Here is a 23,868-nt window from a genome sequence, read left to right on the forward strand (position 1 = left end):
TAATTTCTTAGGAATCCGTCAATGCAAATTAACCGATCTCTTCTAAAAGCAGCTATTTTTTTAGCTTTGGTTCCTGTCGCAGTTGCCGGGATGTTATGGTCTGTTAAAGAACAGCAGACTCGCTTGCAAATCAGCCCCAATTCCAACACCGGCACCGCCAATTCCTCTTCAAACCCAGCCCCGCAGCCGGTTCATCCAGACGAATTAATTGATGATACGCTCAATCAAAGATTTACATTTGAAAATTCCTTAACGAGAACTCAACAAATTAAGGAAGCACTAGAAAGCTTTAGACAGTTAACAGATACCAGTAAAGCAAAACTGGGAAAATCTGCAATTTCCCAAGTAAAAAACACAGATCCAGAAACGCAAACCTTGGGATTTTACAATTGGCTTGGCTCAGTTGAAGGAACCCTGATCAAACAAAACTATCAACTCAAAAAACTAGAATTTGAACTTGCACAAAAACAATATCAAGACAAAGAAATCACGAAACCTGAACTAGATATTAAATCAGACAATTACCGCAAAGCCGAACAAGAATTTCAAACATTCTTGAAAACATTCACGATTGCCGATTAAATAAACTCCTTCAAACACAAAAAATGCCTTCAAGGCAGCCAACCCTAAACCTCATCTGCGTTTAATCAAAAAACCCAAACCTCAGCAACCAACCCTACACCCATCTGCGTTTATCTGCGTTTATCTGCGGTTAAAAAATCTTAATTCCAAAATCTCTGCCACCCACCCTAAACCCATCTGTGTATGCCGGCGGCACGCTGCGCTATCATCTGCGGTTAAAAAAACAAACGTATCAAAAAACCAGATAAATCTAAAATCTAAAATCGTACAATAAGGCAAAAGCAATTACAGGTTGCACTTATGAGCGCAGACGCCGGCATTGTAATAGAAAAGGGCATCAGCCCAGAAGTCATGGGCATAGATTTAGGGGGCACAGCCATTAAACTGGGGCGTTTTAGCCCAGATGGTAAATGCCATCATTCCTTAAGCGTGGAAACACCCCAACCGGCAACACCGGCAGCCGTTTTAGGCGTCATGGTGGACGCAATTGAGCAACTAGATCCAGACGGCAAATGCGTGGCCATCGGCGTTGGCACACCTGGCCCAGTCGATACCGGCTCTCGCGTGGCCAAAGTCGCAATTAACTTAGCCGGCTGGGAAGATGTCCCCTTAGCCGACTGGTTAGAAGACAAAACCGGCAAACCGACGATTTTAGCCAATGACGCCAACTGTGCCGGTTTGGGAGAAGCGTGGTTAGGTGCCGGTCGTCAGTTTGACAACCTCATCGTCCTGACTTTAGGCACCGGCGTTGGCGGTGCCATTATCCTCAATGGTGAGCTATTTATGGGCCGCACCGGCGCTGCAGGAGAATTGGGTTTAATTACCCTAGACCTTTACGGCCCAGAATGCCACAGCGGCAACCGAGGTTCTTTAGAGCAATTTGTTTCAGTTCAAGCCATTCGTCGGCGCACAGGGCAAGAACCGGAAGAACTTGGCCACATGGCAAAAGCTGGCAACCGGCAAGCATTACAGTTTTGGGAAACTTACGGACACCAACTGGGTGCCGGTTTAGCCAGCCTCATCTACGTGCTCACCCCAGAAGCGATTATTATTGGCGGCGGCATCTGTGCCAGTGCGGAATTTTTCCTGCCGGCAACCTTAGCAGAAATTGAGCGGCGAGTGCTGCCGGTGTGCCGTCCAGGTTTACAGCTATTAACCGCCCAATTAGGCAACCAAGCCGGTATTGCCGGTGCCGCAAAATTGGCTTGGCAGGTGGTTGGGGCTAAGGGCTAGCCCTTCGATGATTAACTCCACTCTTGAGCTTCTTTGGCTTCTGCTTGGATAAGGGTTTGGCGCAGTTGAACCCAGTCGATTTCCTGCGCCGGCATATCTTTAATGAGTTCCCCCTGCTGGAGATAGAGGGTACGAGTGCAAAATTCTTTGGCCAAATCCAGTTGGTGATTGGCCATTAAAATTGTTGTTTGCGTGGCTTCCGCCAGTTCAGTAAGAGTCGTGATCAAATTTGCCCCCCTGCCGGCATCCAGGGCGGAAGTTGGCTCATCCAATAATAAAATTTTTGGTTGCAGCGTCAGCGCCCTAGCGATGGCAACGATCTGTCGCTGCCCTGCGGATAGCTGCACTTCTGTGCGCCCCAACCACTCATTGGGAATATGCAGGCGCTCAACCCACGTTAAGATGCGTTCGGTAATCGCTTGTGCACTCATGCCTTGCAACTTCAAGGGATAGGCTAGGGCATCTCGCACCGGCATCCCTAAAAGTTTAGACTCTTGCAGAACCAGCGTCACCTGCCGGCGCAACTCGATTGTAGGGATTTGCCGGTAAGCTCGATCTTCCAGATAAATCGCTCCCTGAGTGGGTTCGCTGAGCCGGTTGAGAAGCCGTAACAAGGTGGTTTTCCCGGCCCCGGATGGCCCAACAAGCGCTACTCGTTCGCCGGTTTTAATTTCAAAGGAAATATCCTTGAGCAAATAGTGCAAACCCACTGAAGCAGTCACGCTGACTTGATCAAGCCGCAATTGGGCGCTTGGGACAGTTGATACCATGAAGGGTTGGGGTGATCAGAGGGTGAGAGAGAGTTTTAAAGTAACTTTCCAAGCCTTAAAATTTATCAATGTATCTGGGTTTGTGCTGTCCAAATTGTCCAGATATCTACTAACAGCAGCAGCAATGTAAATCCTAACAAAATTAAATACATCCAAGGCTGCGCTAAGGGACGAACATCTTTTGTATCAATGCCGGTTTTTGCTTCGACTAACTGCACTAATTTAGCAAATCCCACAACACGGGCCGGCAATAAATAGCCTTGACCTGATTTACTCAAGAAATAGTAAACCAATCCACCTTGGCCGGTTGTTCGCGGTTTTAGTGCCTGTACGTCTGCCCAGGGTAATGACCAACCTTTGCGAAAAATCTTAGGAACCCAAGCAGGATAAGTTACTTGAATGCCTTGCTCATCTAAGATTACGCGCTCGCTTAAGGCACCAGATAAAACAATGCCGCCGAACCCCAGCGCCACCCACAAAAGTGCCGGCGGGACGGGTGCACCTGTGAGTTGAGATAAAAACGGTAAGGGAATTGTCAGGGCAATATATAAACTTAAAAGAGTCAGCCGAATTAAGGGAGAAATGCGGAAGATTGCCGGCTGAGATTGTTCGCTGTTCATGATTGACTGTTCATTTATTCTATTAAAAATTGGGCGTGAGGTTGATATCCTGGAAAAAATCCCAATGACTCATTCTTCACACCCAATTTCCATTAAGGTAAATATTTTTGCACCACAATCCAGCCTGTCCATGTAACCCACGCAAAAGCAATAAACAGAACTGCATTTGCGCTGATGTGAACGGTTCTAGCCCAAGGACGCCCTGGGCTAATTTGTGTTGCGCTCCAGGCAGATATTAAAACTAAACCCACTACCGTTAAACCGGCTCCAAAGTGAGCTGAGTGGTTCAGGGTGCCATAATACCCTAGAGTGCCGACAAGGCCAATCCCTAGTAGTAAAAGCACCAAAGCCACCATGATGCCACCAATGATGTAATGCCCAGATCGCAGCCAACGCGGACGTCGGTGCCGAGTTTGCCGCGCCTGAAACATCCAAGTGCCGGTCATGGCAAGCAGCAAATAGGCGAGTAGGGAAAATCCCATAGACCAAGCAGCTATTTTCCACAACCAGATAAAGGAAGGCAGGTTCAAAGAGGTACACCCATCAAATCAGCCCTCGCATCATAGCAAGTCATGAGCGAGCGAGTCAGCCCTCGCGGGGAATATAAAAATTGAATTTTAATCCACTGAAGTTAAAGCAGCAGCGATTAAAGGTTTTGCAGCCCCTCTAGCTTTATTGGGAGATTCGAGGCTGGGTGAAAACTTTTTTTCAGTTGCTTTTGGTTCCTGAGTATTTTCGGCAACAACATCAGTATTTTCACGTATACACAAGCGATTACATGGTATCTTATCGGATAGAATGGCACTCGCCATCATACCTGTATGAATTTCTAATACTGCTTCAGGAAAAGATTCAAACACTAAACGCTGTCCGGGAAAGACAACTCGCTCAAAGTACCAGTTGGAAATATTTGTGATTCGGGCTATTTGAATCTTGCTGGTAGCATTGACATAGCAGCAAAGAATGTGGCCGACTTGGCCTGAAGGAATAGGGTCGAGAATTTGTGCCATAACGACTGAAGGGTTTTGCACCACAGCGGCTTACTTTCAAACATTAACACTGCGCGATCCCCGTGAGTTGTAAACGCGACTACCAACTGAACTGTATCGAAGGATTTCTTCCTTTTGGAAGAAGAACTTTATATTGTCTTTAGACTCATTTATCTTGACATATTTGATAGAATATGTAGCTATCAGTTATGAACTGTGTGTGAGCTAGAGAAAATCCCCACCGGCAGCCAGTTTCCAGCGAAGCCGGTTGACAAGAACTTAGCGATCCCCGTCTGGACAGTGATTCGCCCACATAAGGGGACAGTAAGTGGTATTTTGACACTCCCCGCACTAAAGTGACGGGAATTCTTTCATCACCGGGAGCGCAACCGCTTTACCCTCTGAAAGCATCTTGACCGTGTGCCCCACGGCTGCAAGTCCTCTGAGGAGAACCACTTGAGCGGCTGCAACATCTCTATCCGTTGTGTAGCCGCAATCTTGGCATGAATGGACTCGCTCAGACAATTCCTTCTTCCCTGTCAAGACGAGGCAGTTAGGGCATATCTGGCTGGTCTTTTTGCTGTCAACTTTCAAGAAAAACACCCCACGCTTAAAGCAGCACTGTTCCAAGATTTGCAAGAATTGACCCCAGCCGGCATCTAAGCAATGCTTACTCAAGAAACCTCGTGCTAAACCTTTAAGGTTTAAGTCTTCTACAAATATGGTTCCCGCCCCATCACAAAGATGATGCGCTAACAGCCAGCAGTTGTTTTTCCTAATGTTGGCAAGGCGTTCATGCAACTTGCTCACTTGGCACTGCGCTTTTTTGCGATTGTTGCTCCCCACTTGCTTTCTACTGAGTCTCTGTTGCAGCAATTTCAGCTTGCTTTCGAGTTGTTTAAAAGGTCGTGGATTTGGGAATAACTGACCGTTGGAAACGGCTACCAAGTGACTAATCCCGACATCAATTCCTATGGCTTCACCCTGTGGTATGACATCGGGAATTTGAACATCCCATTGCAATGTCAGTAGGGCATACCAACCACTCGCACGTCTGACAATCTGCACTTGCTTTACAGTGGCACTATCGGGAATCGAGCGAGACTGACGGAACTTTACCCAACCAATTACTGGTAGCTTGATGGTGCTACCCTGAATTGGATTAGCTCCTAGCTGTGGAAAGACAAAAGATCGCATTGCCCCGGCTTTCTTGAAGCGAGGAAATCCATGATGAAGTTCCCACATCCTCACGAAGGCGTTCTCCAGCCGCCGCAATGTTTGTTGCAAAACTTGAGAGTGAACGCTTTGCAAGTTTGGGCTAGTTTGTCGATAAGCCGTTAATGCTTTACATTGATGGCTATAGGTGGGTCGAGGCGCATCGGCTGCAATGATGTATTCCGAGTGAAGTGAACAAGCGTTAATTCGACAACTACGAGATTTATACCAATCTTTGCGCTCAGCAAGTGCATAGTTGTAGACTCTACGGCACTGCTCCAGCCAGTCTTCAAATAGAGCTATCTGGGCTGATGTCGGTTTGAGCTTAAATTCGTAGGTCAGACTGAACAGTTGCACCACCTCCGATTGCTATTATAGAGAAAGTCTTACATAACGGCTCATTGCTTTGTAAGAGCGGCGCTTTTCAGCGCGACAAAGTTTTCATCCGCCATCTGAAGATAGGCGGCTTTCAACTGCGACTATAGTAAAGTTATATGAAAAAACTTTCATAAATGCTTAACCCCCAAGCCGGTATGGAAAATCGCATCCTCTACGTCCGCCTGCCTTGCAATCCCATCTTTCCCATCGGGGTTGTTTATCTGGCTGATCACGTCCACAAGCTGTTTCCAGAAGCAGAACAGCGCATTTTTGACTTGGGAACAGTGCCGCCTTTAGATTTCGCCGGCGCGTTAGATGCTTGTGTAGATGAATTTCAGCCAACGCTGCTGGTATTCTCTTGGCGAGATATTCAGATTTATGCCCCAGTCGGTGGACGAGGCGGCAATCCTTTGCAGAATGCCTTTGAATTCTACTACGCCAAAAATCCTTTCGTGAAGCTGCGGGGGGCACTGGGAGGACTGCGGATCACCACGGCTTACTATACTGAACTGTGGCGCAACCAAGGCTTGATTAAGCGGGGACTGCAACGCGCTCAAAAATACCACTCAAATGCCCGTGCGGTTGTCGGTGGAGGTGCGGTGAGCGTATTCTATGAACAACTGGGGCGCAGTCTGCCGGCGGGAACCATTATCTCAGTCGGTGAAGGTGAAGCGCTGCTGGAAAAACTGCTTGCCAATCGAGATATTAGTGATGAACGCTGTTATGTGGTGGGAGAAACCAAACCGCGTGATCGCATGATTCACGAACAACCCACTAATATTGAGAAAACGGCCTGTAATTACGACTATATCGAGAAAATATGGCCGGAATTTCAATATTACCTTCACGACGAAGATTTTTATGTTGGGGTACAAACCAAGCGCGGTTGTCCTCATAACTGCTGCTATTGCATTTACACAGTAATTGAAGGCAAGCAGGTGCGAATTAATCCAGCAGATGAAGTGGTGGCAGAAATCCGCCAGCTTTATGATCGCGGGATTCGTAATTTTTGGTTTACAGATGCTCAGTTTATTCCGGCGCGGAAATTTATTGATGATGCCGTTGAACTGTTGCAAAAAATCATTGATGCCGGCATGGATGATATCCACTGGGCAGCTTACATTCGGGCGGATAACTTAACGCCCGAATTGTGCGATTTGATGGTAAAAACCGGCATGAATTATTTTGAAATTGGCATCACTAGCGGTTCCCAAGAACTGGTTCGGAAAATGCGAATGGGTTACAACCTCCGCACCGTATTAGAAAACTGCCGCGATTTAAAAGCTGCCGGTTTCAATGATTTGGTTTCGGTTAACTATTCGTTTAACGTGATAGACGAAACTTATGAAACGATTCGCCAGACGATTGCCTATCATCGGGAATTAGAGCGGATTTTTGGGGCGGATAAAGTTGAGCCGGCCATTTTCTTTATCGGCTTGCAACCCCACACCCATTTAGAAGAATATGCCTTTAAGAAGGATATTCTCAAACCCGGTTACGATCCGATGAGTATCATGCCGTGGACAGCTCGAAAATTGCTTTGGAATCCTGAACCGTTCGGCTCATTCTTTGGAGAAGTTTGCCTGCAAGCTTGGCGGCAAAATCCCAACGATTTTGGGCGGGAAGTGATGAAGATTTTAGAGGAAAAGCTGGGTTGTGCAGATTTGGAAGAAGCCTTATCTGCGCCGGTTGAGGTCAAGGAGAAACAGTTGTTGCCGGCTTAATTTACCGGCAAGATTTTAACCATAAAGTCGTACAGGCATAGCATTCGGAGGATAATAATCGGGAATAAACTAAACATTTATCACCCGAATGCTATGTCCTCTAAGCTACGGATAAAAACCCATTTGGGGCAATCCCAGAGTTTCTTCCCAGCCCATCATTAAGTTAAGACATTGCAGCGCTTGACCGGCTTGTCCTTTGATTAAATTATCAATCGCTGACATAACAATCACCCGATCTGTGCGGGGATCAACTTCCACGCCGATATAACACAGATTTGTGCCGGCAGCCCACTTGGTTTGAGGATAAACCCCATTGGGCAATATCTTCACCCAAGGAGAAGATCGGTAAAAAGCGGTGTAAATGGTAATTAAATCTTCCCGCACTAGCCCAGGATCACGTAGGGTGGCGTAGACGGTAGACAAAATCCCGCGCACCATTGGAATTAGGTGAGGGGTAAATTGTACCAAAACTTCGTGGCCGGCTAGATCGCTGCAAATTTGTTCGATTTCTGGGGTATGCCGGTGACGCGCCACTCCATAAGCCCCTAAAGAATTATCAGCCTCAGCGAGCAACATATTTGTTTTCGCTTGTCTCCCACCGCCAGAGGTGCCAGATTTGGCATCAATGATTACAGTTTCGCTCAAAACTAATCCTTGCTTGAGCAGTGGTGAAAGCGCTAATAAACTGGCAGTGGGATAGCAACCGGGACAACCGACTAATTGAGCTTCTTTAATGCGTTCCCGGTAAAGTTCAGGTAAACCGTACACAGCGTTGACAGCAGTTTCTCCATCGGTACGTTCTCCGCCGTACCATGTCGTATAAGTGTCTAAATTAGAAAATCGGTAGTCAGCAGAAAGATCGAGAACTTTGCACCCCTTCTCGATAAGTGCCGGTGCCATTTTCCATGCCAAACCATTTGGCAAGGAGAGAAAGACTACTTTACAGCGTTCCGCAATGGTTTCTACATCCACCGACTCGATCGCCTGGTTCACAAAATTACCGAAATGGGGATAGAGATCGGAGAAAGATTTGCCGGCGCTGCTGTCTCCTCCCAAATAAGCCAGTTTAAGTTTTGGGTGATCCATCAGCAACCTCACCAACTGCACCCCCCCATAGCCTGACGCGCCTACAATACCAACCGGCAGCCGTTCTAAATCATCCATAATCCTTTCTCCTTATAGCGTTTTCCTAAACGAGGGGTTAGCTTTTGCTGAATTTTATACCAGGTTGAGTTCTAAAGAGCGTTTTACACAACCTTTTGATTCTGCTACGTCAAACACTAACACTCAAGTCTTAGGATTTCCAGTTATTATCGCCCCTATTTTTTAGGGTGAGATCACATTCTGAGCTTAAAGCATTTGCCAAGCGAGGTGTCTGTGCCCATAACAATTAGCCGAACTAGCCAGCGTGCGTCATAACTGCATTGATGGCATTGAACGCGGCATGAGAAATGCCGCATTCTTCAATATTATTGTGTACTTAGGAAAAGCCCTAAGAGTGTCTTACCATTTTAGATTTTAGATGTTCAGATTAGCAGTTCAGTTCGTTTTACACAACAGAATTGATAACTTTTGGGTGAGAATTCCCCCCCTAGGGGATGCAACCGCAACAAAAAATGATATCACTCAGTGAACGATTGAAGGAACTTTGGAGAAAGGTATCTTTTTTTACAGGATTTCACCAACAAGTTTGCTGGGGTAACAGCAACCCGCAGCCACAAGCGAGCAAACGCTGCACTCAAGCACTCTCAAGGTCTGAAATTATCACATTTACAAATATTGCCGGTTTGAAAATAAAGATAATTGGAATGTCTGAATTTGCTTTTATCGTAAAAAATCCTCAAGTCAGTTACGGTAATCTCGCAGTCGTCTTGGCGAAGCTCAATGCCAAAGGCCAGAAGTGATAGCATTAACGCAGCAATAGCAATCGTTCCAGATTCCATAAATGAATCAAAAACAAGCTCTTTACGGTTAGAAGTGGCTTGTATTATGCGTGCTATAAAAGCCGATGGAAATTGATTGGGGTTAAATATTCTTTTTTTTAAGGATCTGCTTTTCCCTAAAGTGACTTTAGGAAATTGCCAACATCTGTAAGATTTTTTTTGAAGTAAATTTAAAAAAATTATTAAAAAATGAAATTACAGCGCTTGTTAAGAGAAAAATGTAAAATTTAAAAATTTAAAAATGTCAAAATACTTTTTATTTCAGATTAAAAACTTATTGCCGGCAACTCCAGCGTCATAAAGCCAACCCATCTCCTGATCAGATAAAAAAAGTCTATTCCCAAGAAGGTAAGCAATTAAAATTGCTTGAGTGTGGTAGGGAAGGGACAGTGCATTCAAGTTAAGCCAAAAAGCGCCTTGGGAAGAAGTGAGCCGGCAGATTTCTGCAATCTAACTCTCACAACCATTTAAATAAGCATCAGGCGGCAAGGGCTATTTATAGCCTTTCCGAATATTAGACGGTAGGCCGGCTACAGTTAACAGAGCAATTTATTAGACGGCTTTGACATTGCCTCTAAACAATTAATGTGAGAAATCAGGCAATTAGAAGCTGGAAAAAAAGGGTTGCTCAAAAGCTTAACGATATCCGTCAAAATCAGGAAAAACCCCCGGCCCAAAAAGTTTACCCGTTTCGACACACAAAGTATTCCATATAATAACTAGCATCCGGTCGCCAGCCCCAAAAAGCTGTTAAACAAGCGTTGAATGTTTACAGAGCCGGTAAAAGGGCTACAATCAAAAGATTAGGCTATAGAAAACTTTACGACTAATTGGCTGGAACGTCTCTGTGGAATCGCCGCAACATCCCTCAACGCAATTTGTGAAATTTGACTCGATAGACGCCGCCTTGGCAGACCTGAAGGCCGGCAGGTCGATCGTGGTAGTCGATGACGAAAACCGGGAAAACGAAGGCGACTTAATCTGCGCCGCCCAATTTGCCACGCCGGACATGATTAATTTCATGGCGGTGGAAGCACGCGGTTTAATCTGTTTGTCCATGACCGGGGATCGCTTGGATGAATTGGATTTGCCCTTAATGGTCACCAAAAACACCGCGCAAGATCAAACCGCTTTCACCGTCAGCATTGACGCCGCACCCAACCTGGGCGTGACCACCGGCATCTCAGCGGAAGACCGCGCCCGCACCATCCAAGTGGCCATTAACCCAGCCACAAAGCCCGAAGATTTGCGAAGACCGGGCCATATTTTTCCCCTACGGGCGCAAGACGGGGGCGTATTAAAACGGGCCGGTCACACAGAAGCCGCTGTAGACTTGTCCAGACTGGCCGGCTTATATCCTGCCGGTGTGATTTGCGAAATCCAAAATCCTAACGGTTCGATGGCGCGGCTGTCCGAGTTAGTGGAATACGCAAAACACCACCAGCTAAAAATCATTAGCATCGCCGACTTAATTAGTTATCGGTTGCAACACGACCGATTTATTCGCCGCGAGACGGTTGCAGTTCTCCCGACAGAATTCGGTCAGTTTCATATCTACGCCTATCGCAACCTGCTGGATAATACCGAACACGTCGCAATTGTTAAAGGAGATCCCACAGAGTTTCAAGACACCGGCGTAATGGTGCGGGTGCATTCCGAATGCCTCACCGGCGATGCCTTGGGTTCCCTGCGCTGTGACTGCCGGATGCAATTGCAAGCGGCGCTGAAAATGATTGAGAATGCCGGCAACGGTGTTGTCGTCTACCTGCGCCAAGAAGGACGCGGTATTGGGCTGGTTAATAAATTGAAAGCCTACTCATTGCAGGATATGGGGCTGGATACGGTGGAAGCGAACGAACGCCTCGGTTTCCCCGCAGACTTGCGTAATTACGGCGTTGGGGCGCAAATGCTCAACGATCTAGGCGTGAAGAAAATCCGCTTGATTACAAACAACCCGCGCAAAATTGCCGGCCTGAAGGGCTATGGTTTGGAAGTGGTAGACCGGCTGCCGTTGTTAATTGAAGCGAACCCCTATAACTGCACCTATCTCAACACAAAAGCCGAAAAATTAGGGCATCTACTGTTGCAGACTTATTTGGTGACAGTCGCCATTCACTGGCAAGATGAGTCGCTGCCGGCCACCGAACGTTATGAACTGTTGGAAAAACTGCGGCATTTGGGCAATGTTCATAACCTGTTGCTGCAAGAAGAAGCGCGTCCTGTCACCATTGCCCTATTTGGTGAGCCGGCGCTGACGTTCCATTTAGGCTTTGATCAAGCAGAACTGGCGGCATCAGATTGGTATGAGCAACCCGGACACCCTTACGTGCAAGCGATGGCCCAGATCCTGGACACCCTCGCCGGCTGGCCGCAAATCCAGCAATTAGAATTTCTGGTGTCTGCCGGTGGCGATCCCCTGACCAGTTTAGGTGTGCAATTAGATCGTCAACCCGTTCCCCGCAACCAGTTGCCTTCCGTTGTCTGCGAGCATCTAGAACTGCAAAAGATTTACACGTTTAGTCAAGAAAAAAGTGCCGAGTAGCAAGTTTTAGGGGGCGTGAGCAACGCTCCCTACAATCCTGTCTAAGGCACGATGTTAAACGGAATAATAGTACGAATCAGTCTGCGAACACGTAGCTGAAAAATGACGTGCCGAACTTCAGAGCTTAAGCGGGGTGTCGGCCCAGTTTCTAACTGAGCTTTCAGTTCCGCATACTCAGCTGCCGTCAGGGGTTTGCCGTCTACCGGCGAACGTGCTTCCGTAAAAATTTCTGTCCGTAAGATTTCTTCTGGTATTTCTTCTGCCGGCGGCAAAGAAAATGCCGGCTCAACGCTTCCCAGGGTTAACCCTAGCAAAACACCAAAACCGGCACCAAATTTAAGTAATGGGATGCGCTTCATTGTTGTCCCTTCACTCGTTACCTTTTCTTTTATAATCCAGGCGGCAGGGGTTCGCCGCAGATTTGATGGATTTCGACGATCCGCTCAAATAGCCAGGGATAATCTTGCCGGTATTGGGGAATCAGCGCCAGGGGACTTAGCAGCGCGGCGGCGGCGATATCTGCAACACTCAATTTATCCCCAACTAAATAAGGACTGTTCTGCCACCGACTAGAGAGTTCTTCCATTGCGCCGGCAAGGCGATCAGCAGCTAGCTGCACAGATGCAGGCTTAATGCCATACTGCCGGCGCACCACCCCAATTACTAGCTGACTAAATAACGAGGGGTCAATCTGTTTGCCGGCACCCGCTCGAAAATCGTAATAAACAAAGCGAGTGGCTGTGCCGATGCTTTCGTCAAGCCAATCTTCCAACATCAACGCTTCTGTTTGCTGCCGGTGATCACCTAACGAAAGCGACGGATCGGGACAGTAGCTGTCCAGAAACTTCAAAATTTGCGTCGAGTCTCCAATTGCTGCCGGTGTTCCTTCAACTTCTGGTAACAATACCGGCAGCGTCGTCAACCCTGTCAGTGGCTTGAGCTTAAGGGCGTGTGCTCCAGGGGTTAAATTTTCAACTCGGTAAGCTATCTTTTTGTAACCCAGAGCTAAGCGAGCCTTGCGGCAGTAATGAGAGGTACTAAATTGCAGTAAAAGCATTCAAAAAGTTTAACAGCCAACCCCTTTGTCTATCCCATTCTCTTTTAAACTGGCATTTACCAATCGCTTCATTAAACTCTTTTAATCGGCAGTTTATTCTGATGACTTTTTTATTAAAAAAAAGCGAAAATAGCTAGGCTTGATTCAGGCGAATACAAGACTAGCTGATCTTAGCTGCTGAGTTAACAGGCTGTTATTCAACAATTAGGTAACTGTAAACAGTCAGATGCAAAATACTGGCAATCTTGCAACTAGGCCAACCGAAATTGTGAGGAGCGATTGCCAGCCGATTACCTTTCAAACTTTCATGCCAAAGCTGCTACCAAACTTAGGCGCTGAAAGTTTAAATCAGCCAGTCTCCAACTAGGGAGTTTTTGCGGGAGGCTTAGCCGGCGAGGTTGTCGCCGCAGGAGACGGAGACGTAGCCGGTGTGGTGGCTGCAGGAGAAGAAGTTCCTCCAGCAGGAGTTGTCGTAGTGGCATCTGGTGTATCACCACCACCCTCACCGCAAGCTCCTAGAGCGGCGGCCAAGGTAAGAACTAAAGCGAAACTAAAGAATTTTTTGTTCATAACACTCTCACACGCCGATCACCCCATCCTCAGGTGGATGGAAGAGGCGTTTCCTCCTAACTAAGGTTTACAACGCGCAGTTTTCGAGCGCTTTTCAGCCTGGAACCCGGCCAAACCGTAATGTTCCACTCATCGAGCGCTTGCGGCAATAATTGAAATCCGCTAGATGAATAAGATACTCTATTTAGCCAAAAATTTCACATAAATTCATTTATTTTCCCTGAGTCGTCCCTTCTCGCTCGAAGAAACGATCTTGTCTAGTGCAAAAACAGCCGGGTGCTAGGATGGTTGTGATTAATTTTTGAGGTGTTGTGGGGAAAACTAGCCGAACGGTGCTGTGATTGGGTGATATAGGATAACTATCATCAATTCTGCGCCCCTGGGTGGGAAAATCCCTACTTGATATAGGTGAAGTCTATGTCTGCTGCAATGATCTCGACTAACTCTACCCGACGATTTCGGTCTATAAAATCAGATATTACCGGCTCCAGCGCGAAAATTACGCCAATTACTCAAGCAAAACTAACAAGCGTCGCGCCTTTAACCGGCAGCCAAAGCGTTAAAATTCTGCCGACTCCAGGCAAAACCCCTTTATGGCTGAGCTGGCTCGTTCGCATACAGCAGAGTTCCTCACTTTTAACGTTAATCACAGTGGCCGCGTGCTTAAGCGTTTATGGCTGGACAGTTTATTGTCAGCAGATGTCGGGAAAAGAATCCCGCAAGCTCAATAGTCTGCGCCGGCAAGAGCAACAGCTAGCAGCCGCCAATGCCGTGATCAAACATCAAATTGCCCAGCAGGCAGAACTTCCGGGGAGCGAATTAGTCCCGCCAGATCCGAGCCAAATCATTTTTCTAGAGCCAGCGCCACCCCGCACGAAGCCGGCAATCCATCCTGTACCCGCTCCCCAGTCGTCTGCCGATTCAAAAGAGGCAGTCAAAACTCCATTGGGTTACTAAAATCGTCAGTGTGCTTTGTCCTGGATCAAGCGCCCCCATCACCGCCTGGGAAAACTCAAACCAGCAGTTGCCGGCTGAAAATCGCACTCGTCGTAAATTCGAGCGCTGAGGGTGCTTGGAGTGCGGCACTCTTCCATCTGTAAAGGACAAATTGGCAGCAAGAAACCGTGAGTGAGTGAGCGAACTATGGACTCTACAACGCCACCGTCTTCAGAAGGTGTGGGCCGGCACAAACGCCGATCCAAGAAACCCCGGCAGACACAGTTTGAGCGCGAATCCTTCCAAGAGCGCATCGGCGCAAGCGTTCCCCTCTCTGATCCCAAAACCCGTCGCCGTCAAGAGCCAGCGCCAAGCTCAAAAAGAAAGCAGCGCCGCTCCTCAGCCAAGGCAAAAAATCAGGGGGAAATGTCCCGACCCGCCTCCTCCCAACTGGCCAACCGCTTTCGATTAATGGTGGTTGGGGGAGTTTTGCTCGTTGGTGGATTGGGGTTAGGGTTGAATTTGTTTAAGTTGCAAATTATTCAGGGACAGGAGTTAGGAGAACGCGCCCAGCAACAGCAACAAGTCGCTCCACCCACCCCAATCCCCCGACGGCCAATTATTGACCGCAATGGCAATTTATTAGCCATTGATCGGCCCGTCTACACGCTCTATGCCCACCCCCAGATGTTTAAAAAGCCGGCGACACAGATCGCAGATCAACTGGGTCGGATTTTAGATCGCCCTGCCGGCGAATTAGAGGGGCTGTTCAAAAGCGCAGATACCGGCATTCGCGTTGCTGATTTCCTCGCGCAAGAAGTGGGAGATCGCATCACTAGAGAAAGCATTGATGGTTTAGAGCTGATTCAACATTTCACCCGGCTGTACCCTCAGCAAGATGTGGCAGCAGAAATCGTGGGCTACATAGATGTTGACCAACAAGCTCAAGCCGGCGTGGAATACAGCCAGCAGAACTTGTTAGAACGTTCGGTTCCAGAAGAGGATCTCGAAGAGGATCTCGAAGAGACAAGCGATGAAGAAAAGACATCGCAAGGCGACTCTGTGGAGCCGGTGGATGACCTAAACTTGCAGGTAACAATCGACACTCGCTTGCAAAGAGCCGTTCGCTCAGCCCTCAAGCAGCAGATGGAAAAGTACGAAGCCGCACGCGGAACCGTGATGGTGATGGATGCGCGGGATGGTTCGCTGCTTTCCCTAGTTTCAGAGCCTTCCTACGACCCAAATAAATACTACAACTTCGATTTGGCGCGGTTTAAAAATTGGGCACTGACAGATATTTATGAGCCTGGATCAACCTTCAAACCAATCACGGTTGCGATTGCCCTAGAAGCCGGTGCTGTCCAGCCGAATAGCGTCTTTCATGACGAGGGCTTAGTCTACGTGGATGATTGGCCCATTGCGAATGCGGATTACGAGTATGCCGGGGGTCGGGGAAGTTTGACCCTGACGGAAATTGTGCAGTATTCCAGCAACGTCGGCATGGTACACGTCGCGGCTCAAATGCAGCCGGAGGTTTTCTATAGCTGGCTAGAACGGCTGGGACTGGGCCAACCAGTCGGCATTGACCTGCCGTTTGCAGTCCCCAGCCAGATTAAAAGTCAAGTCGAGTTTACTGCTTCGCCGGTGAACTCAGCGACCACCGCATTTGGCCAGGGGTTTGCGCTGACTCCTCTGCAACTGTTGCAGTTGCATGGCACTCTGGCGAATGGGGGCAAACTGGTGACGCCCCACGTCGTGCGTGGACTTTATAACAGTGCCGGTGAAGCGTTCTGGCAGCCTGAGTTACCGCTTCCCCGCCAAGTTTTCTCGCCCCAGACAACGAAGACGGTGTTAAAAATGATGGAAGAAGCTGTCCTCGATGGAACCGGCACAGCGGCACAAATTTCTGGCTATCGGATTGCCGGCAAAACAGGAACAGCACAAAAGTCAAACGGTTATGGCTACTCTGAGCATGCCAAAGTCGTTAGCTTTGTGGGAATCTTTCCCGTTGAGGCACCCCGTTATGTTGTTTTAGCCGTGGTTGATGAACCGGATGGAGGCAGTGGCGGCGCTGTGGCGGCACCGATTGTGAAATTAGTGATGGACGCGTTGATTGCCATTGAAGGCATTCCACCTTCCCAAGCGGGACGAACCCAGCATTAAACGAAGCAACGGATCATGCTTGCTTCTTTCTCACCCCCTCTCGCCTTCTCCCCAAGCTAAAACGATTAAAGCATTGAGGATGGCGGCAGCAACCGGCGAACCTCCTTTGCGCCCCTCTACGCGAATCTGGGGCACCGGCAACTCGGCGAGTGCTGCCTTGGACTCAATCACCGAAATAAACCCGACAGGTGCGCCAATGATTAATGCCGGCAGGGTTGAGGTGGTGGTGAGGTGATCACAAAGGGCGAGTAAGGCAGTGGGGGCATTCCCAATCACAAAAATCGCATCTGGCCATTGTTGCAAACATTTCAGCATTCCGGTTTCGGTACGGGTTTTACCCGCAAGCGCCGACTGTGCCTGTTCAACGGCACTGATCAAGGGGTTGCCAAAGCTTTGATTGACAGAACTCACCACCCCCTGTTTAACCATGCTGACATCTGTGACGATGGGAACCTGCCGGCGCAGTGCTGTGATTGCCCCCTCTATTGAGCCTGGACTGAAGTGAATGAGCTGTTTAAATTCAAAATCTGCTGTGCTATGAATTACCCGCCGCACAATTGCATACTCAGCGGGGCTAAAGTTGTGTTCGCCAATTTCTCGGTCAATCGCGGCGAAGCTTTTTTCCATGATTGGATGAATGGGCAACATATCTATGGGGAATGGGGCATGGGGCATGGGGCATGGGGAATGGGTCAAGGCTTCGCCAACCTAAAGGTAGGGGCATGGGGCATGGGGCATTGTTCTGTTTCCCATGCCTCATTCCCCATTGCTTAGATATGCCGAGATACTACCTCAAAAGTCCCATGACGGATGACTTAGAACTCTACAGCCGGCCAATCTGGCTCTCGATAGTAGCGCGTCATGTCGTCAAACTTCCGAATTTCGGCGCGGCGCACCCGGAGTTCATGGGGTTCTTCGTCGATCCAGCGCTGGTTGTACTCATGTAGGAGGACACTGAGGCGATCACGATCAACATCGGGACTCACGTCACCAAAGTAGCCCAAGGTAACATGAGGGGTGAAATGATACTGTTGCTCAATCCCCAAACCAATTAAACCGGCATTTTGATAAATTGCTCGGCGCAACTTGATAATTCGCTCATAAGAGTCCTCGTCTCTGGGCACTAAACAAACCGCTAAGGCGCGGGTTCTCAGCATTATCCCTAGTATCTGCCAGCGAACCTGAGCATCCCCGCCGACTTCAGACTCATACTGCTTAAAGCTTTGAGCGATCTGCTCACGGAGTTGTCCCTCAAATTCCGGATTTTTACTGGCGTGCCGGTAGGCATCGTCCCAAATCAAGTCCGCTAAGGTCAAATGAAAGCTTTCAGGCGGCACCGGCACCCATAAGCCGGTGTCTAACTGCTGCAACAGATGTTGTTGGCAGTTCTGCAAGTTAGTGTAAAATTCAGTGTTCTCCGAGTCATCTTCCCACGTTGGTGTTGTCACTGTATAGCCTGGAAACGGCACGGGTTGCCGATCCCCAGCGGGTGTGGGTTGAAACTTCGGAGACTCCTGAATGTGCTGTAGCCCGGATAGATATGTTTCCAGCAGCATCATCCGCGCTACCCGATTTAAGTAAATCTGATAGGTATCGTCCAATCTCGATCGCCTCACGATCTAAGGTACTCTTTATGCCAATTTACCTCTATTGGGGAGAAGATGACTTTGCGATTGCTAAAGCTGTTGACGCTCTCCGGGATCGCGTCCTTGACTCTAATTGGGTGAGTTTTAACTATGATAAAATTCCACCCGACCAATCGGATGCTGTGATTGTGGCCCTTAACCAAGCCATGACCCCGGCGTTTGGTGCCGGCGATCGTTTGGTTTGGTTGGTGGATACGACGCTGTGCCAGCAGTGTCCTCCTGAGTTGCTGGCACAGTTGGAACGAACACTGCCGGTGATTCCAGAGTCTTGTGTGCTGCTGCTGACGACGCGCAACAAACCTGATGGACGCCTCAAATCGACAAAGTTGCTGCAAAAATGTGCCGGCAAGAATGTGCGGGAATTTGCAACAATTCCACCTTGGAAGACGGATGAGTTGGTGAGACACGTGCGTGAGGCTGCTGATGATGTTGGGGTGAAATTGACGGGGGATGGGGCGGAAATGCTGGCGCAAGCGGTGGGGAATGATACGCGACAACTTTATGCGGAGTTGGGGAAGTTGCGGCTTTATGCTGCCGGCAGGAGTAATCAAGCGATTGGTGCGGAAGATGTGGCGTCGCTGACGATTTCTAGTACCCAAAATAGCTTGCAACTGGCGGCTGCGATTCGCACGGGAGATGCGGCGACGGCTTTGGCAATTGTGTCGGACTTAATCCATCGCAATGAACCGGGTTTGCGGATTGTGGCGACGTTGATCGGTCAGTTTCGGACGTGGTTGTGGGTGCGGCTGATGATGGATGCCGGTGAGGCTGATGAGCGAATCGCACAAGCGGCAGAGGTGGGCAATCCCAAACGAATTTATTTTCTGCGCCAGGAGGTTAAAAATCTGAGGTTTGAACAACTGCAAAAAGCTCTGCCGGTGTTGCTAGAGTTAGAAATCAGCCTGAAGCGAGGTGCCCAAGAAATGCCGGCTCTGCAAACTAAAGTCATTGAACTCTGCCAAGTTCTTTCATAAAGACTTTATCAAAGCTTTTTATAAAATTTCCCATCTTTTAGATATGGTAGAAAAAGATACCTTTGACTGCGTAAAATCCCTAGACGAATCGTTGTCAAAAGACGCTGGAGAGTCTTTAGGGCTTAACTGCCAGGGCGAATCGCTGTCCGAAAGGCACGCTTGCCGGCAGTCAGCTTTGTCTATAAAATCCAGAGCGATTACAGAGAGTTTTATTGAGTCATGGCCTCGCCTGTGAAAATCTCCAGATTTTTATAACTTCCGGAAGTTTTAGCCTGGAACTTCCCTCTTGTAAAATAGTTCAAATTTGGTATCGGGTTTATTTCTAGTTTTTTGTCCCACGCAATCATGATTAATTTTTTCTATCACGGTTCTCAAATTCACATCAGCCGATTACTCTCGAAATTTCTGGCAGTCGGCATTCTTTCCACAGTGGGTTTAGTTTCCGGGCTGATTCCTGGCTTTTCTGCCGGCTCACCTGGCTTGGTGTTTACCCAGGCAGCACAGGCTCAAGTTAATGATCAAGAGATAACGAGCTACGCTCGCACTGTTTTGGCTCTTGAGAAAGGCCGGCAGCAAGCTTATGAAAAAATTAAAAGCACGATTGGGTCTAATGAGGTTCCCAATATTGTTTGCAGCCAAGCCGGTAGCATTAATTCACTTCCCCGAAATGTGAGAGATATTGCAGTGAATTACTGTAATCAATCGAAGCAGATTGTCGAAAGCAACGGTCTAACAATTTCCCGATTTAACGCAATTACCGTGAGCTTGCAAAATAACTCGGCTCTGCAACAGCAAGTGAAAGAGGCAATGCTTCGTATTCAACAAAATTAGGCTGTTACAAAAGTTTTAAATTTGCAGCAAATCGGGGCTAATTTATAGAGATTTATGATTCAGTCTAGCTCAGAAATGCTAATGGGATTGACATAACTTATCTGTAGAACCGGCTAGCCAGATTGGCAACAAGGTGCGCTATCACGACATAAGTTTAGTGGGGCGATCCTCTGGATCGTCCTCTAATTTTATAGAGCTTTCAATAGGGTTAAAGTATTCGCCTCTATTAATACAAATTTGGCGACATTTTTAATGGGGCAAGATTATAAGCCGGTAGCAACCTAATGTGATATTTTAGATAAAAATCTAGGATGAATGTCATTTTTTTTTAGATCCGAATAGTGCCACAGCATGATGTCAGCACGGAAAATGATTTTGATGCCGGCTGCTATTTTTGTGGTGAATGACTCTCGCCAATTTTGCTGCTTCATGGCTAATGCTTTTTAACCGTGAGAAGCTTAATAATGGCTTTAGGACTCAACATACTAACTTAAATGCTAATTCTAACCAATGACGACGGAATCGACGCCCCCGGCATCAGGGCACTTCAGAAAGCCGTAAACGACGCCGGCATCATTGTCGCACCCAAACAAGAATGGTCGGGATGCGGGCATCGAGTTACCACAACTCAACCGATCCACGTTCACAAACGCTCTGAAACCGAGTATGCAATCGCCGGCACTCCTGCTGACTGCACCCGCCTTGCGATTACGCATCTTTGCCCAGATGTCAAATGGGTGCTTTCTGGCATCAATGCCGGCGGCAATATGGGTGCCGATATTTACATATCAGGAACCGTCGCCGCCGTGCGAGAAGCCGCCTTTCATCGCATCCCTGGAATTGCTGTTTCCCACTATCGAAAAGGCAAACAAAATGTTGATTGGGATGTAGCTGCCAAATGGACGGCAAATGTATTAGCTGATTTATTCAACAGAACCCTCGAACCTGGAAATTACTGGAACATCAATCTCCCACATTTACTACCCGGAGATCCCGATCCAGAAGTCGTGTTTTGTGAGCCTTGTTCCCATCCGTTGCCGGTCAATTATCGCATCGAAGGCGATAACTTTTATTACTTCGGAGAATATGCAAATAGAAAGCGCACCACCGGCACTGATGTTGATGTCTGCTTCTCTGGTAAAATTGCGGTAACTCAACTGCGACTTTAATAAAATGCCGGCTTCGCGCCTTTCCATAATTGTTAAAGTCACAAAGAGAGCTAACTTCCTGTGTAATTCCTGGGGAAGTAGCCTAACTACAAATCAAGAGGATTGAGGAAAATGCGAATTCTAATCATGGGTGGCACCCGGTTCATCGGGGTTTATTTAACTAAAATTTTGGTTAAACAAGGACACGAAATTGTTCTGTTTAATCGTGGAAAAAAACCGGCACCCGTTGAAGGTTTGCAACAAATTCACGGGGATCGCACAGATGCTGCCCAACTAAAAGAAAAGCTGGAACAAGAAGAATTTGATGCTATCTTTGATAATAATGGACGCGAACTGAGTGATACCCAGCCCCTCGCAGAAATATTTAAAGGTCGGGTGAAACATTTTGTTTACATGAGTTCTGCCGGCGTCTATCTCAAATCTGACCAAATGCCGCATAAAGAAGGCGATCCGGTTGACCCAAAAAGCCGGCACAAAGGCAAGCATGAAACGGAAGCCTATCTCGCAGAACAGGGATTGCCGTTTACCTCTATTCGCCCCACTTATATTTACGGCCCACAAAATTATAACGATTTAGAAGCCTGGTTTTTCGACCGCATTGTGCGGGATCGCCCGATTCCTATCCCTGGAAATGGAACCCATTTCACACAATTTGGTCACTGTCAAGATTTAGCCAACGCAATGGCAGCGGTACTCGGCAACGAAAAAGCCATCGGACAGATTTATAATGTCTCAGGTGATCGCTATGTCACGTTTGATGGCTTAGCCCGTGCCTGTGCCGAAGCAGCCGGTAAATCACCTGACTCGGTGCAACTGGTGCATTACGAACCCAAAAAATTTGATTTCGGCAAACGCAAAGCCTTCCCCATGCGCGTGCAGCACTTTTTTGCTGATGTTCACAAAGCCATGAGTGAACTAAATTGGCAGCCAGAATACGATTTGATTGCCGGCTTAAAAGACTCATTCCAAAATGATTATCTAACAGCCGGTCGCGAGAAAGCCGCAGTTGATTTCTCCACAGACGACGAAATTCTTTCGGCTTCCTAAAACTTAACCGGCAACGGGAATTAAACGTACAAATCCGTTGCCGGTGGTTAGCCTATCCTTGAGTTCAATGCTAATTAAGCAGAGTGCCGGCTAACCAAACTTCCCTCACAAATTTCCTCAGGAACTTCGGCAGTTTAGTTGTTCTTAGAACTAGAATCAACAATGTATTGAGAAGCCGCAACATTTTTAGGTAAGGGTTCCAACTTCCCTTGCTTGACTAAAGCTTGATGAATGATCGCAGCAGCCGCCCCGCGATTCAGCAGCTTATCAGGATTGAAAAGCTTTGCATCTGGATAGTTGACAACAATATTAGCTTGCGTTGCGGCAGCTAGATCATTAACTGAACTTTTTGGAATCTTGTCAGCATCTTGATAGTACAATTTAAGTATATCCGCTGCCGCAAGCTTATCTTTTGGCTTATTGACGACTGCTGCTGGAGTGGTACTCACAGCTTTCTGAGCCGGCTGCGGCGACGAAGCAGCATTAACCGGCTTCTGCGAAACGGTCTGTAAAAACGGTGTCATCATGGCAGTCGATGCTATGGGAAACATCAAGGGGTTTCCCCTAACTCGACGTTGATTTCTTTGAGGAGTAGAAGCTGGAGTTGTCGTAGCCGTTGAAACTGGAGTTGTCGTTGCCTTCGCTGCCGTTGCCGATGGCTTATAGGACATATTCAATCCCTTCATTAAAGCAACTAACGCCTCAGTCCTAGAAAGCGGTTTTTGCGGCAGAAACTTATTATCGCGGGTGCCGTCCATAAAGCCTGTTTCGTAAGCTTCTTTAATGGGAGGCGCTCCCCAGTAGCCTTTAGGAACATCTTTAAAGGTACTTCCACTGGGAATACTTCTCACCGGCTTTTGCTCGAACGCTTGGCGGATCATTGCCGCAAACTCATCGCGATCTACTGCTTTCTCAGGTTTGAATGTTCCATCCCTATAACCTGCAACCATGCCTTTATTCGCTAAAGCTTGAATAAAGGGAGTTGCCCAATAATCGGGTTTGACATCACGAAATGCATTGGGTGCTGAACCTTGAGCGGACGAAACCAACGTTAACGTTGCCTCAGCCATGATGCCCACCGCTAGCAAGAGTGCGCCGGCTGACATACCTGCAAATTCTTTATTCATCAAAGACCCTCCTTCACTTTAAAGTTGTTTATGATGTAGCAAACAAGCCTGCGGAAAGCTTAATTAGTGAAAATTTTTAAAATGATTTCAATTAAAAAACATTTATCTCGTCATTTTTATTATTTTCTCAGTTGTTTCGCGCTAAGTAGGAAAACCTCAATCAACAGCAGTTGGGTAAACCTATCAAAAGTCAATTTAACAATTCTGTGTTGCCAAATTGGCACTTTTTTAGAAAGCTTTCCATCATCCCGCGTAATTGTGTTCGCTTACTTAGCGCATTCATCGCAACTGACTGGTGAGGCAAAACCGAAGTTGAGTTATGACGCTGGCATTCATTTAGTGCCGGCATCAC

At 47.6% G+C, this 23,868-nt stretch carries 24 protein-coding genes; 12 read left to right on the forward strand and 12 right to left on the reverse strand.

The genetic code is table 11. The annotated features are described in order from the left end of the window. Positions 1 to 21: 21 nt before the first annotated feature. Together H6F73_RS12530 and H6F73_RS12535 are read left to right on the forward strand one after the other, a co-directional pair. Positions 22 to 582, forward strand: coding sequence for a hypothetical protein (locus H6F73_RS12530; RefSeq protein WP_190759067.1), 561 nt, complete (start codon positions 22 to 24; stop codon positions 580 to 582). A 300-nt stretch (positions 583 to 882) separates the two neighbouring features. Beyond that, the gene (locus H6F73_RS12535; protein WP_190759068.1) at positions 883 to 1,815 is read left to right on the forward strand and encodes an ROK family protein; all 933 of its coding nucleotides are present in this window, start codon (positions 883 to 885) and stop codon (positions 1,813 to 1,815) included. Positions 1,816 to 1,826: 11 nt separating this feature from the next. On the opposite strand, the gene H6F73_RS12540 is transcribed toward H6F73_RS12535, so the two are convergent. From H6F73_RS12540 to H6F73_RS12560, 5 genes are all read right to left on the reverse strand, one after another. Continuing rightward, the gene (locus H6F73_RS12540) at positions 1,827 to 2,585 is read right to left on the reverse strand and encodes an ATP-binding cassette domain-containing protein (protein WP_190759069.1); all 759 of its coding nucleotides are present in this window, start codon (positions 2,583 to 2,585) and stop codon (positions 1,827 to 1,829) included. A 65-nt stretch (positions 2,586 to 2,650) separates the two neighbouring features. Next, positions 2,651 to 3,205: a hypothetical protein gene (locus H6F73_RS12545; protein ID WP_190759070.1), complete on the reverse strand. Its 555-nt coding sequence runs from the start codon at positions 3,203 to 3,205 to the stop codon at positions 2,651 to 2,653. Positions 3,206 to 3,297: 92 nt separating this feature from the next. Next, positions 3,298 to 3,735 carry a DUF4079 domain-containing protein gene (locus H6F73_RS12550; protein WP_190759071.1) on the reverse strand — a complete coding sequence of 146 codons (438 nt, stop codon included), beginning with the start codon at positions 3,733 to 3,735 and terminating at the stop codon, positions 3,298 to 3,300. A gap of 87 nt (positions 3,736 to 3,822) precedes the next feature. Beyond that, entirely contained in the window at positions 3,823 to 4,215 is a 393-nt protein-coding gene (locus H6F73_RS12555; RefSeq protein WP_190759072.1) for a DUF1830 domain-containing protein, read from the reverse strand. Positions 4,216 to 4,545: 330 nt separating this feature from the next. Continuing rightward, positions 4,546 to 5,760 carry an RNA-guided endonuclease TnpB family protein gene (locus H6F73_RS12560; protein ID WP_190759634.1) on the reverse strand — a complete coding sequence of 405 codons (1,215 nt, stop codon included), beginning with the start codon at positions 5,758 to 5,760 and terminating at the stop codon, positions 4,546 to 4,548. Between the two features lie 182 nt (positions 5,761 to 5,942). Between H6F73_RS12560 and H6F73_RS12565 the strand changes: the two genes are divergently transcribed. Next, positions 5,943 to 7,511: a photosystem II high light acclimation radical SAM protein gene (locus H6F73_RS12565; RefSeq protein WP_190759635.1), complete on the forward strand. Its 1,569-nt coding sequence runs from the start codon at positions 5,943 to 5,945 to the stop codon at positions 7,509 to 7,511. Positions 7,512 to 7,616: 105 nt separating this feature from the next. On the opposite strand, the gene argC is transcribed toward H6F73_RS12565, so the two are convergent. Next, on the reverse strand, positions 7,617 to 8,675 hold the full coding sequence (argC, locus tag H6F73_RS12570; protein WP_190759073.1) for an N-acetyl-gamma-glutamyl-phosphate reductase: 1,059 nt from the start codon (positions 8,673 to 8,675) through the stop codon (positions 7,617 to 7,619). Between the two features lie 452 nt (positions 8,676 to 9,127). Between argC and H6F73_RS26555 the strand changes: the two genes are divergently transcribed. Together H6F73_RS26555 and ribBA are read left to right on the forward strand one after the other, a co-directional pair. Continuing rightward, positions 9,128 to 9,415: a hypothetical protein gene (locus tag H6F73_RS26555; protein ID WP_242072430.1), complete on the forward strand. Its 288-nt coding sequence runs from the start codon at positions 9,128 to 9,130 to the stop codon at positions 9,413 to 9,415. Positions 9,416 to 10,301: 886 nt separating this feature from the next. Continuing rightward, complete coding sequence (ribBA, locus tag H6F73_RS12580) at positions 10,302 to 11,996, forward strand: bifunctional 3,4-dihydroxy-2-butanone-4-phosphate synthase/GTP cyclohydrolase II (RefSeq protein WP_190759074.1); 1,695 nt, start codon at positions 10,302 to 10,304, stop codon at positions 11,994 to 11,996. 41 nt (positions 11,997 to 12,037) lie between these two features. On the opposite strand, the gene H6F73_RS12585 is transcribed toward ribBA, so the two are convergent. The 3 genes from H6F73_RS12585 to H6F73_RS12595 all read right to left on the reverse strand — a co-directional run bounded on the left by H6F73_RS12585 (position 12,038) and on the right by H6F73_RS12595 (position 13,623). Next, positions 12,038 to 12,355, reverse strand: a complete 318-nt coding sequence (locus H6F73_RS12585; RefSeq protein WP_190759075.1) for a glutathione S-transferase — start codon at positions 12,353 to 12,355, stop codon at positions 12,038 to 12,040. 29 nt (positions 12,356 to 12,384) lie between these two features. Continuing rightward, positions 12,385 to 13,053: a glutathione S-transferase family protein gene (locus tag H6F73_RS12590; RefSeq protein WP_190759076.1), complete on the reverse strand. Its 669-nt coding sequence runs from the start codon at positions 13,051 to 13,053 to the stop codon at positions 12,385 to 12,387. Between the two features lie 363 nt (positions 13,054 to 13,416). Beyond that, positions 13,417 to 13,623: a hypothetical protein gene (locus H6F73_RS12595; protein ID WP_190759077.1), complete on the reverse strand. Its 207-nt coding sequence runs from the start codon at positions 13,621 to 13,623 to the stop codon at positions 13,417 to 13,419. A gap of 417 nt (positions 13,624 to 14,040) precedes the next feature. On the opposite strand from H6F73_RS12595, the gene H6F73_RS12600 reads away from it, so the two are divergent. After that, positions 14,041 to 14,580 (forward strand): hypothetical protein, encoded by a 540-nt coding sequence (locus H6F73_RS12600; protein ID WP_190759078.1) that lies wholly within the window; start codon positions 14,041 to 14,043, stop codon positions 14,578 to 14,580. A gap of 171 nt (positions 14,581 to 14,751) precedes the next feature. Then, entirely contained in the window at positions 14,752 to 16,722 is a 1,971-nt protein-coding gene (locus H6F73_RS12605; protein ID WP_347239526.1) for a penicillin-binding protein 2, read from the forward strand. Between the two features lie 30 nt (positions 16,723 to 16,752). Here the strand turns inward: H6F73_RS12605 and H6F73_RS12610 are convergent, their stop codons facing one another. Beyond that, positions 16,753 to 17,349, reverse strand: a complete 597-nt coding sequence (locus tag H6F73_RS12610) for a cobalt-precorrin-8X methylmutase (RefSeq protein ID WP_242072431.1) — start codon at positions 17,347 to 17,349, stop codon at positions 16,753 to 16,755. 6 nt (positions 17,350 to 17,355) lie between these two features. Here H6F73_RS12610 and H6F73_RS12615 point away from each other — a divergent pair, with 6 nt between their 5' ends. Then, positions 17,356 to 17,496 (forward strand): hypothetical protein, encoded by a 141-nt coding sequence (locus H6F73_RS12615; protein WP_190759080.1) that lies wholly within the window; start codon positions 17,356 to 17,358, stop codon positions 17,494 to 17,496. Between the two features lie 41 nt (positions 17,497 to 17,537). Here H6F73_RS12615 and H6F73_RS12620 read toward each other — a convergent pair whose 3' ends face one another. Further along, the gene (locus H6F73_RS12620; RefSeq protein WP_199330581.1) at positions 17,538 to 18,281 is read right to left on the reverse strand and encodes a DUF1868 domain-containing protein; all 744 of its coding nucleotides are present in this window, start codon (positions 18,279 to 18,281) and stop codon (positions 17,538 to 17,540) included. A gap of 74 nt (positions 18,282 to 18,355) precedes the next feature. On the opposite strand from H6F73_RS12620, the gene holA reads away from it, so the two are divergent. The 4 genes from holA (at position 18,356) to H6F73_RS12640 (ending at position 22,389) form a co-directional block, all read left to right on the forward strand. Beyond that, positions 18,356 to 19,342, forward strand: a complete 987-nt coding sequence (holA, locus tag H6F73_RS12625; RefSeq protein ID WP_190759081.1) for a DNA polymerase III subunit delta — start codon at positions 18,356 to 18,358, stop codon at positions 19,340 to 19,342. Positions 19,343 to 19,687: 345 nt separating this feature from the next. Next, complete coding sequence (locus H6F73_RS12630; protein ID WP_190759082.1) at positions 19,688 to 20,173, forward strand: DUF4168 domain-containing protein; 486 nt, start codon at positions 19,688 to 19,690, stop codon at positions 20,171 to 20,173. Between the two features lie 494 nt (positions 20,174 to 20,667). Continuing rightward, on the forward strand, positions 20,668 to 21,342 hold the full coding sequence (gene surE, locus H6F73_RS12635; protein ID WP_190759083.1) for a 5'/3'-nucleotidase SurE: 675 nt from the start codon (positions 20,668 to 20,670) through the stop codon (positions 21,340 to 21,342). 111 nt (positions 21,343 to 21,453) lie between these two features. Continuing rightward, a complete protein-coding gene (locus tag H6F73_RS12640) occupies positions 21,454 to 22,389 on the forward strand; it encodes an NAD-dependent epimerase/dehydratase family protein (RefSeq protein ID WP_190759084.1) in 936 nt (311 codons plus the stop codon). Between the two features lie 134 nt (positions 22,390 to 22,523). On the opposite strand, the gene H6F73_RS12645 is transcribed toward H6F73_RS12640, so the two are convergent. Further along, positions 22,524 to 23,516, reverse strand: a complete 993-nt coding sequence (locus tag H6F73_RS12645) for an S-layer homology domain-containing protein (protein ID WP_190759085.1) — start codon at positions 23,514 to 23,516, stop codon at positions 22,524 to 22,526. Positions 23,517 to 23,868: the final 352 nt, after the last annotated feature.

It is taken from the genome of Microcoleus sp. FACHB-68, from assembly GCF_014695715.1.
Taxonomy (GTDB): domain Bacteria; phylum Cyanobacteriota; class Cyanobacteriia; order Cyanobacteriales; family Oscillatoriaceae; genus FACHB-68.